This window comes from Atribacterota bacterium, assembly GCA_028717805.1.
GTDB lineage: Bacteria > Atribacterota > Phoenicimicrobiia > Phoenicimicrobiales > Stramentimicrobiaceae > Stramentimicrobium.
Genome location: JAQUNC010000020.1, coordinates 13,948 through 31,021, shown reverse-complemented (window position 1 = coordinate 31,021; position 17,074 = coordinate 13,948). Strand labels below are relative to the sequence as shown.

Sequence of the window (17,074 nt, the reverse complement as noted above, 5' to 3'; positions counted from 1 at the left end):
GGGTATCACAATGCCAAGAAAAGCAAGAGTAAAAAGCAATACAGGGATTTATCATATTATTTTAAGAAGTATTAATAAACAAAATATATTTGAAGATGATGAAGATTATCAAAAATTATTAAAAACATTAAAAAAATACCAAGAAAAAAGTGGTTATGAAATTTATGCTTATTGCCTTATGAGTAATCATATTCATCTTCTGATAAAAGAAATAAAAGAAGAGTTAGGAATTGCCTTTCGTAGAATAGGAGCAAGTTTTGTATATTGGTATAATTGGAAATATGCCCGCAGTGGACATTTATTTCAAGATAGGTATAAAAGCGAAATAGTAGAATCAGATCGTTATTTTTTGACAGTTCTACGCTATATTCATCAAAACCCATTGCCAGCAGGAATAGTAAAGAATATATCTGATTATCCCTGGAGTAGCTATGGTGAATATATTGGAAAACCAAAGATTTGTAATATTAACTTTGCCCTTGGCCTGTTTTCCCCAGATAAGGAACAAGCCATAATATTGTTTAAAGAGTTTAATCTAACTGAGAATAAAGACCATTGTTTATCATATGAGGTAAAGGGAAGACTTCACGATATTGAGGCTTTAGATTTTATTAAAAGCATTTCACAGGTTAAAAGTCCTTTAGAAATACAAAATTTTGAAAAGGAAAGAAGAAAAGATATTATAAGAAAGTGCAAAGAACGAGGATTATCTCTTAGACAAATCGAAAGACTAACAAGACTAAGTTTTAGTATGATTCGTAGAATATAGTGAATGACACAAAAGAACCGTCCCCCTATGTTATGTTGTTTAATCTGGAATAATGTTGTATTATGATTATGGAATTTATTTTTTATTAAAAATAAAATATGATTATTTAGTAAAATATAATTTCAGTATGGTAAGATGACAGGATAACGAATTAAATTTCTTTGGAAAGACTTTAAATAAGAATTAATTTAGAGGAGGGCATTAGTAAAAATTTCTACCAAATTTATTAAATATAATACCTATACATTAGAGTATCTGTATATTTTTAAGAGAAACCCACATGAGTTAATTAATTTTTAAGGAGAAAAATTAAATAAAGATGGATATTAAGAAATCATTTAAATTAATAATTGCTTTTTTAGTTATAGTATTCTTTTTAAGCGGTTGTCTCTCAAGGGTAATACATGTTACCGGGGTGGCAATCAACGGAGGTAACCAAGTTTTAAAGGTGGGGCAAACACTGCAGTTATCCGTAACGATTGAGCCAATAGATGCCACAAATACGGTGGTGTTCTGGGAATCAAGTGACATTAACAAAGTAACAATAGATGAAAATGGATTAGTTGAAGCCATAGCAATGCCCGGAGCTGAGATTACTGTTATTACTGAAGATGGTGAATTTGAAGACACTATAGCAATCTCAGTGATACCGGCAAGTTCTAGCACTTCAAATAACACCTGTGACCCCTGCAACACCTGTGACCCTTGTAACACTTGTGACCCCTGCAACACATGCGAACCGGAATGTGACCCATGCGATCCATGTGGAGACTGTTATAATCCGTGTGAATGTGAATCTGATAGCTGTAGTACCTGTAATTGCTAATACTATATAAATATAAGAACAAACATTTAAGATAATTTCTGTTTTTAGAAAAGCCCGCTGATCAGGAAAAGATATGCTATCAGCGGGTTTATTGTTTACTTATAAGCTTAGTGTAAGAAGAAATACTGATGAATTTCACCCACTACAATTACTACTTCAGCAATTTAGGTACTGATTGTATTTTTTCAAAAAATACCATCCTGACTATTACTCTTTTCTAAGACCATAATACCTACCCCCTACCTATAGACAATAATTATTCAAATATGAATATACGCACTTGAATTTTTAATTGAAGAGATCACATCTGTTTAGGCATATTTAGGTATATAATTGTATTGATTTATCTTCATAACCAATATAAAATAGATGGATGTTCTCTTATAAATATTTCAACTCGTAATAAGAGCATTATTTTTAAAAGCGAGAATAAGATTAATGAATACACAAGATCAAAATACTCCTGAATGGATTATAGCAAAAATTAAAGAGTTAAAACGGAAAGATTTTCAGATTGCGAGAATTTCCGGAGTACATAAAAACAGTTTTTCAGTACAAAAGGATTCTGAGGAGATCCTGGCTGAATTATCAGGTAATTTGATGTTCAATATTGAAACAGAATTAGATTATCCCACCGTTGGAGATTGGGTATATGCCCAATTTTTTAATCAGAATAATTTAGCTATTATTCATGAGATAATCCCCAGAAGAACAATCTTAAAGCGGAAAACGGCTGGCAAAAAAATTGCTTATCAGCTGATAGCTGCCAATATTGATATTGCCTTAATTATTCAATCGCTTGATCAGGATTTCAACCTCCGTCGGCTGGAACGCTATATAACCATTGTTAAAGAGGGGAATATTCAATCGATTATTCTGTTAAGTAAAATGATTTATTATCGCAAACAGAATTAGAGGTTAAAATTTCAGATGTGCTCTCTATTATGCCAGAAGTCAGGGTGATAGCTTTCAGTAATTTGAATAAGTATAACTTGATTCAGGTATCCGAGCTACTGGAAATGGGGAAAACTTATTGTTTAATTGGTTCATCAGGAGTAGGTAAAACTACACTCCTTAACCATATTTTAGAAACAGATAAATTTAAAACACAGGAATTAAGGAGAGATGGTAAAGGAAAGCATACTACCACCAATCGGCAATTGATTAATCTTTCCCAGAAAGGAACTATAATTGATACTCCCGGTATGCGTGAGCTTGGTTTGATAGATTCTCAAAAAGGCATAAGTGGAACTTTCCAGGAAATATCAGATTTAGCTCAGAAGTGTCTTTTTAAAGATTGTACCCATACTATAGAAAAAGGATGTTCGATATTAGCTGCCTTAGCTGCTGGCACTCTTTCTCCAGAAAGATATAATAATTATATCAAGATGAAAAAGGAATCTGCTCATTATGAAATGTCTTATTTTGAAAAGAGGAAAAAGGAGAAACAAACCGGTAAATTATATAAAAATATTTTAAAGGAGCACCTTAGAAAAAAGAAGTGGCAATAATAATTAATTGCTTATTTCTCATAAAGCTCATAGTTTTCCTGTAACAGTTTCTCAGCCCAAATCAATTGCAATAAGCTTAACTCATCCTGATAATCAGTTTTTGCTTCATCTTCGTAATATTTTAGTTCTTCCAGAATTTCAAGGGAAAAGCTATCTTTGCCAAATTTTTTCCAGTCCTCCTGGAGAGTCTTTATCGGGTGGCTACCCAGTTCTAATTTGAAATTGGTCATATTTATTCTGCTTTTTAGGTCTTTTGCTGCTTCAATATAACATTTTTTATTTACCTTAGAGCGTATGGCAAATATACCCATTTTTGGTTTCATCAATTTATATTGCAATTTTAATTCCTTTTTCCTATTCATAAGTAATCACCCTTATTTTTTTGCTAAGTATTATAAAATTTTTCTACCAACTAAAAGTATAGGACTTAGAGGTCTATACCTGAATAACATTATAAATATACCATAATTTGATCCATCAGGTAGCAAAATTAATATATTGCCTTAGGTTAGTATTAGATCTTTAAGGTGTATTATAATTAAATATATATTGGTAGTATAATAAAAATTATTTTTGTATTACTCTTAACCAGATTAATTTGCTAAAAAAATATTAGTATAGAATATAGCTTACAGGTTATAGCTGATTTAAATAATTTATAAGAAAGATAGTGCTTTGGATAAGAAGAATTGTCAGATAAAAAACGCCACTACTATCGCCTCTTGGAGTGGAGGGAAAGATAGTTGTTTGGCTTGTTTTAAGGCTATGGATAAAGGGTATCAGATAGGATTTCTGTTAAATTTGATTTCCAGAAAATTCCAGCGATGCTGTTTTCATGGAATTCCCAAAAAGCTAATACAAATACAGGCGGATTTGATGGGCATTCCTTTGTTCCAAAAGGAGGTTAGCGATGATATGGCACTTTACGAGCAGGAGTTTAAGGAAGCTGTAACTTCTTTGAAATCAAAAGGTAGTCGAGAGATGGTTTTCGGCGATATATACTTAATGGAACATAAGAATTGGGTAGAAAGAGTTGGTCAAGATTTAGATATAGAAGTAATAGAACCTTTATGGGGTATAACCACTTTGAAAGTTATGGAAGAATTTATAGATTTGGGCTTTAAAGCGGTAGTAGTAAGTGCCCAAGCGTCGTTATTTAGTAAGGATATTATTGGTCAACCAGTTGACAGAGAGTTTTTGGCTATATTGAAAAGAAAAGGTATTTGTCCTTGTGGTGAAAATGGGGAATATCATACTTTTGTCCTGGGTGGACCCATCTTTAAAAAGGGGGACCTAAGAATTAAGAAAAGCCAGGTAGTTTTTAAAGAAGGCTTCTGGTCGCACTGGTTTTTAGATATTCAGGATTATATCCAAGTCCCCAAATAATATTTTTTCTTCCTACTGTTGTTAAGGTGTTAATGATAAAAAATTAATTTCGTTTAACCGGAGGAATAACTGCAGGATGAATTAGAAATAGCGTTGTTTTCTGGGAGTATCGAGGAGAAGTACCAATATAAACTAATGGCGAAGTGATTTTGGAAGGGTGTCAGCTTAAGGAGCTTAAGGAGTAGGATTAATTTATTAGTAATAATTAATAAAGGTGGAGATAATGAAAACAGAAATTTATTATTTTTCCGGAACTGGCAATTCCTTATATATGGCAAGAGAATTGCAGAAGAAAATCCCAAATTCCTCCCTAATTCCCATAATAAGGCTATTGCCTACAAAGGCTATTATTAAAACTAATGCTGAAGCGATAGGATAGTATTCCCGGTACATGGCTTGACTATTCATATAGCAGTGAAAAGATTTCTCAAAAAGGTTGATATCAGCACTGCAGAATATATTTTTGCCATTGCTACGTGTGGTTCTACTTTTTTCAGGGGATTTGAACTGATGGATAAATTATTAGCCAGAAAGAAAAAACAATTGCGTGCCCATTTTATTCTTACTATGGGTTTGAATGATCCGAAGAATGAATCTTATCAAGATCCTGATGACGATGAAATTGTCAGATTAGAAACGATTGTGCAAAAAAGATTGAATTCAATTAAGAATATCATAGTTAACAAAAGGATTAGTAGGGAAAAGGACATAGAATATACTATTGGTTTTTCCTACCATCCTCTTATTAATTATCTTTTAGAAAAGGCTGTCCTCTGGGGAATGGCCTTTTCTGAGTATATAGGAGGAGTAAATTATTTCTACACAGATGATAAATGCACAGGGTGTGGTATCTGCGAGGAAATATGCTTAGCACAAAAAATAAAGATGAGGGATAAAAGACCGGTATGGCAAAAGAATGTATTCTGTTATATGTGCTATGCCTGTATTAACTTTTGTCCAGTTAAAGCTGTACAAATCAATAGCATTCCAGGTGTTAAATCATTTACAGCAACATCAGGCAGATATTCTCATCCTTATGTAAAAGTAAAAGATATTGCTCTACAAAAGAATGAGAAAGCTGGTTAATATAATTTTAGGCTTTGATGCATTTGAAGTAAATTGGTTGATGTTAATGATTTTACAAATAACATAAAAAAGAATCTAAATAAAAAGCAATTAAAAATCTCAGTTTGAAAATAAACATTAAGAAAAAGAGATGAGGATAATTTTATGAATAAAGATAAAAAAAGAAGAATCGCTATCCTTACCGGAGGAGGAGATTGTCCGGGTATTAATGCAGTGATTCGAGCGATTACCAAGAAGGCAATTCTGGAATATGATATGGAGGTTATCGGGATAAAAGACGGATATGAAGGATTAATTCATAATCAATATCGAGCCTTGAACTATGATGATGTTTCCGGGATTCTTACTTTAGGAGGCACCATACTGGGAACAACCAATAAAGCTAATCCTTTCCAATATGCAATTAAGAAAGATAATAAACTTATATATGAAGATCGTTCCAGGGATGTTTTAAAAAATATCAATGCTTTAAAAATTGAATGCCTGGTCTGTATTGGTGGTGACGGTACACTGTGGATTTCCCATCGTTTTTATCAGGAAGGAGTGCCAATTGTAGGAGTGCCCAAGACCATTGACAATGATATCAAAGGCACCGATATTACTTTTGGATTTGATACAGCGGTTTCCATTGCTACAGAGGGAATAGACCGTATTCATACTACTGCCCAATCTCATCATCGTATTATGATGATTGAAGTTATGGGTCGTAAAGCAGGTTGGATTGCCCTTCATTCCGGAATAGCGGGAGGGGGAGATATAATTCTAATCCCGGAAATTCCTTATCAGGTTGATAAGATTATAGAATATATTAATAAGAGAAGAGATACGGGACGTCATTTCAGCATTATTGTCGTGGCAGAAGGAGCCAAACCGGTGGGGGGAGAAGTTGTGGTAAAAAGAGTAGTGAAAGATAGCGCTGATCAGGTTCGTTTAGGCGGAATTAGTTTTATTTTAGGTGAGCAGCTGGGAAAAATGATTGATTTGGAAACTCGTTCTGTAGTTATGGGGCATTTACAGCGCGGAGGTACTCCAACACCCTTTGATCGTATTCTGGCAACTCGTTTAGGTTCCAAAGCAGTTGACCTGATTGTAGGGGAAAATTATGGGAAAATGGTAAGTGTACAAGGTGATCATTTAAAAGATTTCCCCTTAGAAGAGGTTGCTACGGGTCCCCGTTTAGTTCCGACTGATCATGAGCTTATCAAGTCAGGCCGAGAAATAGGGGTATGCTTTGGAAATTAAAAAACCCTGATTAAGATTATTGACAAAAATGATTTTTCATTATATTATTAATTACTACGAAAAGAATAGTATTAGTAGTGATATAGGAGTGTAAACTTTATGAGACTATCTACGCGTTCCCGATATGGGACGAGATTAATGTTGAAGTTAGCTTTGAATTACAGTAAAGGTCCCGTTTTTTTAAAGGACATTGCTCAGGAGGAAGAAATTTCTGAGAAATATCTGAGTCACCTGGTTATCCCACTAAGAGCAAGCGGGCTAATATATTCTTTACGAGGTGCACACGGTGGATATCATTTAACCAAATCTCCTGCTCAGATAACTATAAAAGACATAGTTTGCACCTTAGAGGGAAATTTAAGCCCGGTTGAATGTGTAACAAATCCCTCCATTTGTTCAAGAGTTAACGATTGTCTGGCTCGGGATATCTGGGGAACGCTTTACGAAAAAATATCTGAAACCCTTGATTCAGTTACCTTAAAAGATTTATTAGGTTCAAAAGAATTAAAGCAACAGCGTGCTAAAGAGAAAAGAAGCGAAGAACAGTTGGAAAAATATGATAATTTACCTATTTGACTATTTACTTGCGTTGTTGAGAAATAGTTCCTCAATAGAATTTAACAGCCTTAATGCTTAATGAGAAAAAAGAAGTCAGGATTTTTAAGAGTTGATAGGGGGAGAGTTCCCTACTAACTTTAATTTTAAAAATAGCCTTGAGGAGAATAATTAAATGGTTATGCGAAGAGTGTATATGGATAATAATGCTACTACACCATTGCATCCGCAGGTAAAAGAAGAGATGATTAGAGCAATGGAGGTATTTGGCAATCCTTCCAGCATGCATCAATTTGGACGGGCTGCCAGGGTAATGATGAAAGAGGCAAGGGAAGTAGTAGCTTCTTTTATTGGGAGCAAACCGGAGGAAATTATTTTTACCGGTTCAGGGTCAGAAGCAAATAATACAGTTCTTTCTATTTTAGCATGTCCCTCCAGACAATGTAATTGTTCTGAGGCAATCAAATTTAATAAAATCATTACTTCGGTTATTGAACATCCTTGTATACTGGAGACTGTAAAGTGCTTGTCAGATAGAAATATAGAGGTAAAGTATCTTAATGTAGATAAATATGGAAAGATTAGTATAGAAGAGCTGAAACAAGAGCTAAAAAAAGGACCAGCCCTGGTATCTATTATGACTGCCAATAATGAAATAGGAACTATCCAGGATATTAATAAAATTACTAAGTTTGTACATCAATATGGAAGCCTGATCCATACAGATGCTGTTCAGGCAGTTGGGAAGATCCCGATTAGTGTCAGTGACTTAGAAGTAGACTTTTTAACTCTCTCTGCTCATAAAATTTATGGACCCAAAGGTATTGGTGCTTTATATATACGTAAAGATACACCATTTTGTCCTTTAATAAGAGGAGGACATCAGGAAAGCGGTCGTCGAGCTGGAACGGAAAATACTTTAGGTATAGTAGGATTTGGTAAGGCAATAGAGATGTGCAAAGAAGAAATGTCCTCTGAACATGAGAGACTGTTGCTATTTAAAGAAAAGCTAAAAGAAGGATTAATGAATAAAATTGAGCATGTTTACTTTAATGGTCATCCAGAAGATTGTCTGGCTAATACTTTAAATATTTCTTTTCCCGGAGCAGAAGGCGAATCAATATTGCTTTATCTTGATCTGGCGGGGATAGCAGTTTCCACCGGTTCAGCTTGTGCCTCGGGTTCACTGGATCCATCACATGTATTGATGGCAATAGGTATTCCTATAGAATATGCCCATGGATCTATCAGGATAAGTATGGGTAGAGATACTACTGAGGAGGATATTGATTATATGATTGGAGTATTACCGGGTATCATAAAGAGAATAAGAAGCATGTCTACAGTTGAGGCGGGAGGCATAAAAAATGAATGAGAGAATAGACTGGGTTTATTCTGAGAAACTAAAAGAACACTTTATAAATCCTCGTAATATCCTTAAAAATGAGGATTCTTACCAGGATGACGGCAAAGGCATAGTAGGTAATATGAAATGCGGAGATCAGATGCTTATAGTGATTAAGGTAGATAAGAAAAAAGGTATTATAACAGATTGCAAATGGAAGACTTATGGTTGTGCCAGTGCTATTGCCAGCACTTCTATCTTATCAGAGATGGTAAAAGGAATGACCCTGGAACAGGCATATCAAATTTCTCCTAAAGATATTGCGAAAGAATTAGGCGGATTACCGGTACATAAAATACACTGTTCAGTACTGGGTGATAAAGCCCTAAGAGCTGCTATTAATGACTATTATAGACGAAATGGCATGGAAGATAAAATTACAGAGGCAGAAGCAGGTATAGTATGCAAATGTATGAATGTTACTGATGAAGAAATCGAAGAAGCGGTATTAGATGGTGCCCGGACTTATCTGGATTTACAGGAAAGAACTAAAGCGGGAACGGCATGTGGGCAATGTAAAGAAGATATTTTAAGACTTCTGGATAAATACAAGAAAGAACATTTTGGAGAAAACAAAAAATAATTTAATAAAGAAGGTGAGAATATGGCTGTTGATCCGGTTTGCAATATGGAAGTTGATGAAAAGACTTGCAAGTATAAAAGTGAATACAAGGGCAAAACTTATTATTTCTGTGCTCCCGGATGCAAAATGGATTTTAACGAAAATCCTGAAAAGTACCTAAAAGAACCATCCGGAAGAAAAGAAAGAAAAGAACCACCACCATATGGACCCTGTTAGTGAAAAGAATTAGGATTGGGTCTGAACTGAATTAACTTAATACTTATTTCAAAGCCCAATCCTGATTTATTTTTAATTATATTTTAACGGATTTATTGTTCATAATTTTTTCCAGGGAAAAATACCGGTCATAAATCAAAAGTCCTAAATTGGCAAGGGCAAGGGCGACAAAACCAGCCAATCCGGTTATGCCTACTGTCAGGTCATTCCCTCCCTTAATGACCATTAACGGTATACCAAAAGTTGCATTAAGAGAACCGTGAAGGATAGCTGCTGCTATAACCGATTTTGCCTTTAAGCGTATATAGCTGAGGATTGGTGAAAGAAGCAGTATAAAGATAACCATCATTATAACACCGATTTGGGGATGGCTGGGGTAATTATGTCCCTGCAGTATAAGGGGTGCATGCCATAGTCCCCAAATCAGGCCAATACAAATGGAGGATTTCCAGAATCCCAGATGAGCTAATTCTTTTTGCAGTAATCCTCTCCAGCCCAGTTCTTCTCCAAATCCAGCTACTGCATTAATGGTAATCCCAGCTATAAGTGCCTGCAATACTGCAATCCATAAAGGGTGAACCGGAAATGCTGCAGCTTGAGCTTTCATCTTTTCTATCTGTTCAGGGCTAAGAGTAGATTCCAAGTTTTCATAAAAACCGGCCAGTTCCGGAGAATATTCCACGGTAGGTAAAAACAAACTAATTCCCAGGGCCATAAAAGCTATAATAATCGGGAGCAGCCATGCTATAAAAAACCACCGATTCAATTTGAAGGATATACCTAGTGGTTCTTTAATGCTTTCTTTATACATAACCTTCTGAACAATGATAGCCGCCAGCATAGGGATAAACATATATGTCGTTGCTATGATGAGTGAACCAGGCATAATCCATTTGCCACCCAGAGAAAAATAAATAAATACCAAAAGATAACTCAAGGATAAGGTTAATCCAATGAAAATAATTGCTTTCTTCGTTTTTTTATTCATTAAAATTATTCCTCACCCGGCAAAAAGATTATTCTTCAGCCATTAAAAAGTCTTTAGTTCGATTCTTTTCCATAGTAAAAATTATAGGATAGATTACTAACTCATTCAAATAAAATGTTAGTAATTATCATTGTTAAGTCATAAAATTTGAAAAGTTTAAAAAATGTTGAGAATTCAAGGTTATACCCAGATTTGTAATATGACTGCGGGGAAGGATCAGCGTACTTATGATTTAGCCCTGGCTATTTTTAATGATGAAATTGAACATGAATCTTGGTTTTCTGAGTTCTTAGGAGAAGGGTCCTCGGGTCACTTTTTGCGACGTGGTGAAACATCTCCTTTTGTATCAAAGTTTTTAAGATAAATGTATACTTTTAAAATATAGGAAGCTAAATATTTAAATATAAATACTTGAGTAATTAAATTAGGGGCATCATTTATAGCAAATATTATAATACTTGATACCCTAATTTTTTTCTTTTTTTTCTATTATTTATAGTATAATTATTTTATACAATTATACTTTTATTTATATTAAAGCATAAAACTAACTTTATGGAATGTTGCGGTAATATTAATTAAACTATTTTTTATAAGATGAGGAGAGAAAAAGAAAAAGTTTGAATAATAAAATTCATTATAAAAGTGGTTTAATCTTTTTAATTTTACTATTTTTCTTTTTATTGTATTCTCTAGTCTTATTTGCGCAAGAACGTAGTTTTCAGATTACTGATTACCAGGCGCAAGTTCAGATTCTAGAAAATGGAGATGCCCGAGTCAGCGAAATATTTACTTATGAATTTAGCGGAAATTTTAATGGTATTATTAGAAGTATAGGACTTAAGGGTTCAGATGGATTAGAATATTTTAATGCCTCTCAATATTCCCCTCAAAAAAGAACTTTAGAAACAACCCAGGAAATCGAAGACGGAATGATTGCCTTTCGTATTTATGATCAGTCTTTCAATGAAAGAAAATCCTTTCTGTTAGAATATCAACTAAAGAATGTAATAACAAAATATAATGATATTGCTGAGTTTTACTGGAATTTTTTTGACTATACCAATGCCTCACCCATTGACCGATTAAAAATTGAGGTTTTTTTCCCCAATAGAACTGTTTTTAAAGATGAGTTCAGAGTTTTTGGTCACGGACCCTCCCATGGTCAGGTATCAATCGAAGATCAGGGAGTTGTGCTCTATAAAGTAGATGGTTTCCCATCCGGTGAAATGATGGAAGCCAGAATTCTCTTTCCTATTGCCTTAGTTCCCAATGCCCGCAGAGTAATTAATGAAGAACGGTTGGAAAAAATTATGGAGGAGGAATTAAACTGGGCTAAAGGTTCTGAGTGGCAGCAAAATTTAATTATTTTAGGCTTGGTGTTTATACCATTAATTATTATTTTAAATATTATAATGGTTATCCGGCTTTATTTTAAATATGACCGAGAACTAAAACCGGAAATGCAGTTAGATTATTATCGGGAATTACCGGAGGATATTACTCCGGCAGTTGTAAGCCAATTGATGAGTATCCAGGGGGCCACTAACAAAGATATAATGGCTACCTTAATGGATCTGGCCAGAAAGGGTTATTTAAAAATTGAAGAAGAAACGGTTGGAAGGAAGAAGGATTATCGCTTTAGACTATTAAAAAAAGAGACAGATTCTCTCAAGCAGCATGAAGAGAACCTAATTGTCTGGCTTTTTTATACTATTGGAAACGGAGAATCAATTTCTTTGCAAGAAATTGAAGGTTATGCTAAATCAACTGCCAAATCCTCCTGGACCCAGGGCTCTTTTTATAATCAGTATATCCAGTGGCAGAAAACCGTGAAAGATGAATTTAAAAAGTATAATTATTTTAATGAATCAAAACCAGGATTAAAGGCTGCTGTAAAGATAGTCCTGGGTGAATTGGTTTTTGTTTTGGTATTAATGTTAATAGCTATATTATTAGGGATGCCCTGGTATATATTGATACCGCTGTTGTTTGCAGTTGGTATAACAGGGGTAGGATTGATTATTTATGGGGCAATGATTAGAAAAAAGACCCAGACTGGAGTTAATGAATATAATAAGTGGATGGCTTTTAAGAGGTTTTTGCTGCATTTCAGTAATATGAAAGATTACGAGATACCTTCTCTGGTGGTCTGGGAACATTATTTAGTCTATGCCATATCTCTGGGTATTGCCGAAAAAGTAATTGCCAAATTAAGACCGGTGCTGGCTAATCAAGACATCAATATGAGGAATTCTGCTCTACTTTATCATATGACCAGCCAGAATGGGCAATTAAATGCAGCCACTTTCCGTTCTTTTGATAGAGCATTCAGCAGTGCTTTTGTTCAGGTTAAGCCCTCCACCGGTTCCGGTGGAGGATTCTCCTCTGGAGGTGGAAGAGGAGGAGGTGGCGGTGGAGCCGGCGCCTTCTGAGGCACAATTTTTTATCATAAATTTAAAAAAAGGAGTAATCATATGAATTTTATTTTAATCTTTTTAGTACTTATCGCTATGTGGGTTGTGGTAACATATAATAGTCTGGTTTCCTTAAGAGCAAGAGTGGATAACGCCTGGGCTCAGATTGATGTCCAACTTAAAAGAAGATTTGACCTGATACCCAATTTAGTAAATACGGTCAAAGGGTATGCTCAACATGAGAAAGAAACACTGGAAAAAGTGACTGAAGCGAGAACCAAATACATGTCTGCCCAAACTCCTGACGAAAAAATGGAGGCAAATTCACAATTAGCAGGAGTCTTAGGTAGGTTATTTGCAGTGGCAGAAAGCTATCCTGATTTAAAAGCCAATACTAGCTTTCTGGATTTACAAAAACAATTAAAGGAAACTGAAGACAAGATTGGATTTTCAAGGCAATTTTACAATGATACAGCTATGAAATACAATATAAGCATTGTTAAAGTGCCAGCATCAATTATTGCCAATCTCTTTGGGTTTAAAAGTCGTTCTTACTTTGAAGCAGAGGGAGAAAGCAGAGAGAATGTGGAGGTTAAGTTTTAATAAAATAAAATATTGTTAATATTTGACAAAAAGATATTTTATTAGTTAGAATAGATAAGATTTTTAAAAATCTTATCAAATCAAAACAAAAGAGAATTAGATGTTTTTTTCAGCAATACCAAAGCAGATGCAGAAATATAAACAGGGACAGGTATTTTTTTTACGAATTCACGAGAGAATCTGTTCCTGTTTCTTTATTTTCTTTATGGTATTGTTTTTCTTTCTTCCTTCAGTTGTTTACAGTGAGGCAACACCAAAATTTCTTATCATTCATCTGGATGCCATTCCCTCTCGTTATTTCTTTCAATATATGGAAGATGGATATCTACCCAATGTAAAAGCTGTATTTGAAAACGGACATATGATTCAGTATGGTTTAAGTCTATTTCCAGGTGGAACAGAGACCATTTACCCCCGACTGAAAGAAGGTCTGGGAAATGAAACAGGAGAAAGCGTTGGCTGGGGTTATTATGATCGGGAGAAAGAGAGAGTGGTATCAGATTTAAAAACTTTTTCTCATTTATTTTCTTCTCTTCCCCGCAGGGCAAGAGCCAGCTTTATTTATGGAATTCCCTGGCTAGATACATTTATGTTTTTACCAATGGTCAATGTTCCCCAACTTTTAGCAACCTATGGGGTAATTGAGCTAATCTGGTTTGCTACTGATGCTACCGGGCATGCTCTGAGTGAAAAGATATATCTTGACAGCATAAAAAGATTTGACAGTTATTTTGGTAAATTGTTAAAAAGACTGAATATGGAAGAGATTAATCTGATTCTATATTGTGATCACGGGATGTCCTTTGATAATGAGATAAATATTAACCATGTTCCAGAAATTAAAAGAGTTGTAGGGGAAGGGCTAAACGCCTTTCTTTTTCCCAATATATATCTAAAAGATGTGAACTTAAAGGAGTACTATGCTCAAAAGATTGTTCAGGAAACTGAAATTGATTTGGCTTTTTATCAGGAGAATGAGAATCCAGGTCGGGTAACAGGATATTCAGTTTCCAGCAAAGTAATTTTCGAAGAAAATACAGAAGGTCAAATAAGATACCTTTTTAAAGGAGAGGACTTTTTTAATTATTATAAAAATGGTTACCAGGGCGAATGGTTAACTGATTCAGAATGGCTCTCTCTAACCAGTAATAGTAAATTTCCTGGAGTCCCACCAAATATTTTCAGGCTTCTTTCTAATAAAAATGCCGGAGACCTTGTTATAGTAGTAAATCCACCTAAAATTATTCATACCAAATTAAGATATTCAGCTAATCACCATGGAGTAACTGATACAGATCTATTAGTACCAATATTACTGAGGGGGAAAGAACTGGAGCATCTTTATGAGCGGGAGGAAATGTGGCTACATACCCTCTTTGCCAGTATTCCAGCCCTAAGCTTTGCTAATATTGAACCGAAAAGAGAAAGTAATACCTTTTCTTTCTGGGGCAGTGTTAGTGAGGAATATTCACCTGGTTTTGAAGTATCGCTTTCTCCGGCTTATCGCTGGAATTTTGCCCTACGTTATGAACAGGATATTTATAAAGGCTGGTTTGAATATGATGTATACAGCTCCTATGTCATCAGATTATGGACCGGTGCAGGATTACAGTATCAGTATGAAGAGAATAATTTTGAACCCTTTTTAAATGCTCGTTTACAGATGGACTTTGGAAAAATTCAATTTAATTATGGTGGACAGGTTAATTTCAATAATCTGAAAGATTGGCAGGAAAATCGGAAAGAAATTATTTACCGAATAAATGACCAACTCTCCTTTAACTGGCAGATACCCAATCGTTTTGGCTTTACCCTTCAGTGGTAGTTTGGTAGCAAGGAAGCATAGTTACTACTCCCAAGATTTATTATTTAATACCTATAAGGCATAAAAGAATTAGCATCTTTTCTGTATCAATAACAAGAAAAAAAATATTTTAAAAAATATTTGACAGAAGCTGATTATTCCTTTATTATTATGCTTAAAATAAACATTGTTTCCTTGGTAGAAGTAAGCTTGACCAGAGCTTTAAGAGAGAGATAGATTCGGTGAAAATATCTTAGCTCAGGTGAACTGAAAAGAAAACCTTATGATGAAAAGGTTGGTTACCTGTAAAAAACCGATAATGAGTGGGATAAGTTATTTATCCAATTCCAGGTGGCACCGCGAGATTTACTCTCGTCCTTAAAGATTATCTCCAACAGAGATATTCAAGGGGGACGAGATTTTTTATTAATAATTGAGGTTACTCGAATTAAGGTTTGGTTTTGGTAAATAACTTATTCAAGGTGGGTGGCACCGCGAGAGCTTAAACTTATATCTCGTCCCTTCAGGATAATAATCTATAAATTATTCGGGACGAGATTTTTTATTCTTTGATAAGGGAGGAGATTAAAATGGGGAAAATAAGAGTTAGCATTGTTGGGGCAACCGGTTATTCCGGCAAGGAGTTAGTCAGAATATTATTGAGACATCCTCAGATAGAGTTGATGCATTTAGTCTCAGCCAGCTATGTAGGCCAGAATATCTGTGATGTCTATCCGGAATTTATCAATCAATTGGATAAAAAGCTTATTGAGCTGGATATAGATAAAATAGTACAGGATTCGGACCTGGTATTTACTGCTTTACCTCATACCATTTCTCTTAATATTATTCCGGACATATTTGCCAGGGGGGAGGTAAAAGTTGTTGACCTCAGCGCTGATTTTCGTCTCAGAGATGCTGATAATTACGCTAACTGGTATCAAAAAGAGCATAACGAAAAAAGCAGAGAATTATTGAAGGAAGCAGTATACGGATTGCCGGAATTATACAAGAAGGAGATACGGAAAGCTACTTTAGTAGCCAATCCGGGATGCTATCCCACCAGTGCCATATTAGGTATAGTTCCTTTATTGGCTAATCATCTGGTGGAATCGAATAATATAATCATTGATGCCAAATCAGGTACCAGTGGTGCCGGCAGAAAGCTCTCCTTAGGTTTACATTTTTCTGAGTGCAATGAAAGCTTTAAAGCCTATAAATGTGTCAAGCATAATCATATTCCTGAAATTGAACAGGAATTATCTTTCTGGTATAACTCCTATCAGGGAAAGGGGAAACAGGATAGATATGAAGAGATTGTAATATCCTTTACACCACATCTCCTTCCGATTAGCAGGGGAATTTTATCTACCTGTTATCTAAACTTACTTGGCCCATATAATGAGAAAGACATTGTGGATTTATATCAGAATTTTTATCAGGATGCGCCATTTGTCAGAATATTTAATCCACCTGATTTACCGGAAATTCGTTTTGTGCAATTAACCAATTATTGTGATATAGGTTTTGCCCTAGACCGGAGAGTGGGTAAAATCAAGATAATTTCAGCTCTGGATAATCTTACCAAAGGAGCCTCCGGACAAGCGGTTGAGAATATGAATATTATGTTTAATTTACCGGAAGAAATGGGGCTTGTTTAGCTTTAATTTTAGAGAATTAGAA

18 protein-coding genes and 1 pseudogene are annotated in these 17,074 nt (G+C 34.8%); 16 read left to right on the top strand and 3 right to left on the bottom strand.

Translation table 11 applies throughout. The annotated features are described in order from the left end of the window. The first annotated feature begins 10 nt into the window (after positions 1 to 10). On the top strand, positions 11 to 769 hold the full coding sequence (locus tag PHD84_05880) for a transposase (GenBank protein MDD5637324.1): 759 nt from the start codon (positions 11 to 13) through the stop codon (positions 767 to 769). Between the two features lie 309 nt (positions 770 to 1,078). Here PHD84_05880 and PHD84_05875 read toward each other — a convergent pair whose 3' ends face one another. Then, a complete protein-coding gene (locus tag PHD84_05875; GenBank protein MDD5637323.1) occupies positions 1,079 to 1,483 on the bottom strand; it encodes a hypothetical protein in 405 nt (134 codons plus the stop codon). A 550-nt stretch (positions 1,484 to 2,033) separates the two neighbouring features. Between PHD84_05875 and rsgA (PHD84_05870) the strand changes: the two genes are divergently transcribed. After that, positions 2,034 to 2,510, top strand: coding sequence for a GTPase RsgA (gene rsgA / locus PHD84_05870; protein MDD5637322.1), 477 nt, complete (start codon positions 2,034 to 2,036; stop codon positions 2,508 to 2,510). A gap of 29 nt (positions 2,511 to 2,539) precedes the next feature. Beyond that, positions 2,540 to 3,106 (top strand): ribosome small subunit-dependent GTPase A, encoded by a 567-nt coding sequence (rsgA, locus tag PHD84_05865; GenBank protein MDD5637321.1) that lies wholly within the window; start codon positions 2,540 to 2,542, stop codon positions 3,104 to 3,106. An 11-nt stretch (positions 3,107 to 3,117) separates the two neighbouring features. On the opposite strand, the gene PHD84_05860 is transcribed toward rsgA (PHD84_05865), so the two are convergent. Then, positions 3,118 to 3,468: a GIY-YIG nuclease family protein gene (locus tag PHD84_05860; GenBank protein ID MDD5637320.1), complete on the bottom strand. Its 351-nt coding sequence runs from the start codon at positions 3,466 to 3,468 to the stop codon at positions 3,118 to 3,120. Between the two features lie 313 nt (positions 3,469 to 3,781). Here PHD84_05860 and PHD84_05855 point away from each other — a divergent pair, with 313 nt between their 5' ends. The 8 genes from PHD84_05855 to PHD84_05820 all read left to right on the top strand — a co-directional run bounded on the left by PHD84_05855 (position 3,782) and on the right by PHD84_05820 (position 9,579). Beyond that, positions 3,782 to 4,492, top strand: a complete 711-nt coding sequence (locus PHD84_05855; protein ID MDD5637319.1) for a diphthine--ammonia ligase — start codon at positions 3,782 to 3,784, stop codon at positions 4,490 to 4,492. A gap of 223 nt (positions 4,493 to 4,715) precedes the next feature. Then, positions 4,716 to 4,871 (top strand): hypothetical protein, encoded by a 156-nt coding sequence (locus PHD84_05850; protein ID MDD5637318.1) that lies wholly within the window; start codon positions 4,716 to 4,718, stop codon positions 4,869 to 4,871. A 17-nt stretch (positions 4,872 to 4,888) separates the two neighbouring features. Next, positions 4,889 to 5,578, top strand: coding sequence for an EFR1 family ferrodoxin (locus PHD84_05845; GenBank protein MDD5637317.1), 690 nt, complete (start codon positions 4,889 to 4,891; stop codon positions 5,576 to 5,578). 144 nt (positions 5,579 to 5,722) lie between these two features. Next, a complete protein-coding gene (locus tag PHD84_05840; protein MDD5637316.1) occupies positions 5,723 to 6,820 on the top strand; it encodes an ATP-dependent 6-phosphofructokinase in 1,098 nt (365 codons plus the stop codon). Positions 6,821 to 6,919: 99 nt separating this feature from the next. Next, positions 6,920 to 7,396, top strand: a complete 477-nt coding sequence (locus PHD84_05835; GenBank protein MDD5637315.1) for an RrF2 family transcriptional regulator — start codon at positions 6,920 to 6,922, stop codon at positions 7,394 to 7,396. A 154-nt stretch (positions 7,397 to 7,550) separates the two neighbouring features. Beyond that, positions 7,551 to 8,750: an aminotransferase class V-fold PLP-dependent enzyme gene (locus tag PHD84_05830; protein ID MDD5637314.1), complete on the top strand. Its 1,200-nt coding sequence runs from the start codon at positions 7,551 to 7,553 to the stop codon at positions 8,748 to 8,750. Further along, the gene (locus PHD84_05825; protein ID MDD5637313.1) at positions 8,743 to 9,363 is read left to right on the top strand and encodes an iron-sulfur cluster assembly scaffold protein; all 621 of its coding nucleotides are present in this window, start codon (positions 8,743 to 8,745) and stop codon (positions 9,361 to 9,363) included. Before PHD84_05830 ends, PHD84_05825 begins: the two co-directional genes overlap by 8 nt. Before the next feature lie 21 nt (positions 9,364 to 9,384). Then, positions 9,385 to 9,579 carry a YHS domain-containing protein gene (locus PHD84_05820; protein ID MDD5637312.1) on the top strand — a complete coding sequence of 65 codons (195 nt, stop codon included), beginning with the start codon at positions 9,385 to 9,387 and terminating at the stop codon, positions 9,577 to 9,579. A 76-nt stretch (positions 9,580 to 9,655) separates the two neighbouring features. Here the strand turns inward: PHD84_05820 and PHD84_05815 are convergent, their stop codons facing one another. Next, positions 9,656 to 10,567: a type II CAAX endopeptidase family protein gene (locus tag PHD84_05815; GenBank protein MDD5637311.1), complete on the bottom strand. Its 912-nt coding sequence runs from the start codon at positions 10,565 to 10,567 to the stop codon at positions 9,656 to 9,658. 172 nt (positions 10,568 to 10,739) lie between these two features. On the opposite strand from PHD84_05815, the pseudogene PHD84_05810 reads away from it, so the two are divergent. The 5 genes and pseudogenes from PHD84_05810 (at position 10,740) to argC (ending at position 17,052) form a co-directional block, all read left to right on the top strand. Next, positions 10,740 to 10,931, top strand: a pseudogene (locus PHD84_05810) (DNA protection protein DPS). 256 nt (positions 10,932 to 11,187) lie between these two features. Next, positions 11,188 to 13,002, top strand: a complete 1,815-nt coding sequence (locus PHD84_05805) for a DUF2207 domain-containing protein (protein ID MDD5637310.1) — start codon at positions 11,188 to 11,190, stop codon at positions 13,000 to 13,002. A gap of 42 nt (positions 13,003 to 13,044) precedes the next feature. Continuing rightward, positions 13,045 to 13,587 (top strand): LemA family protein, encoded by a 543-nt coding sequence (locus PHD84_05800; protein ID MDD5637309.1) that lies wholly within the window; start codon positions 13,045 to 13,047, stop codon positions 13,585 to 13,587. Positions 13,588 to 13,687: 100 nt separating this feature from the next. Then, complete coding sequence (locus tag PHD84_05795) at positions 13,688 to 15,412, top strand: alkaline phosphatase family protein (protein ID MDD5637308.1); 1,725 nt, start codon at positions 13,688 to 13,690, stop codon at positions 15,410 to 15,412. A 569-nt stretch (positions 15,413 to 15,981) separates the two neighbouring features. Then, entirely contained in the window at positions 15,982 to 17,052 is a 1,071-nt protein-coding gene (argC, locus tag PHD84_05790) for an N-acetyl-gamma-glutamyl-phosphate reductase (protein MDD5637307.1), read from the top strand. Positions 17,053 to 17,074: the final 22 nt, after the last annotated feature.

Coding starts and splice junctions, on each gene's coding strand:
- PHD84_05830 (MDD5637314.1), top strand. CDS start 7,551: ATGGTTATGCGAAGAGTGTATATGGATAATAATGCTACTACACCATTG.
- PHD84_05825 (MDD5637313.1), top strand. CDS start 8,743: ATGAATGAGAGAATAGACTGGGTTTATTCTGAGAAACTAAAAGAACAC.
- PHD84_05815 (MDD5637311.1), bottom strand. CDS start 10,567: ATGAATAAAAAAACGAAGAAAGCAATTATTTTCATTGGATTAACCTTA.
- rsgA (MDD5637322.1), top strand. CDS start 2,034: ATGAATACACAAGATCAAAATACTCCTGAATGGATTATAGCAAAAATT.
- PHD84_05795 (MDD5637308.1), top strand. CDS start 13,688: ATGTTTTTTTCAGCAATACCAAAGCAGATGCAGAAATATAAACAGGGA.
- PHD84_05880 (MDD5637324.1), top strand. CDS start 11: ATGCCAAGAAAAGCAAGAGTAAAAAGCAATACAGGGATTTATCATATT.
- rsgA (MDD5637321.1), top strand. CDS start 2,540: ATGCCAGAAGTCAGGGTGATAGCTTTCAGTAATTTGAATAAGTATAAC.
- PHD84_05835 (MDD5637315.1), top strand. CDS start 6,920: ATGAGACTATCTACGCGTTCCCGATATGGGACGAGATTAATGTTGAAG.
- argC (MDD5637307.1), top strand. CDS start 15,982: ATGGGGAAAATAAGAGTTAGCATTGTTGGGGCAACCGGTTATTCCGGC.
- PHD84_05820 (MDD5637312.1), top strand. CDS start 9,385: ATGGCTGTTGATCCGGTTTGCAATATGGAAGTTGATGAAAAGACTTGC.
- PHD84_05840 (MDD5637316.1), top strand. CDS start 5,723: ATGAATAAAGATAAAAAAAGAAGAATCGCTATCCTTACCGGAGGAGGA.
- PHD84_05860 (MDD5637320.1), bottom strand. CDS start 3,468: ATGAATAGGAAAAAGGAATTAAAATTGCAATATAAATTGATGAAACCA.
- PHD84_05800 (MDD5637309.1), top strand. CDS start 13,045: ATGAATTTTATTTTAATCTTTTTAGTACTTATCGCTATGTGGGTTGTG.
- PHD84_05850 (MDD5637318.1), top strand. CDS start 4,716: ATGAAAACAGAAATTTATTATTTTTCCGGAACTGGCAATTCCTTATAT.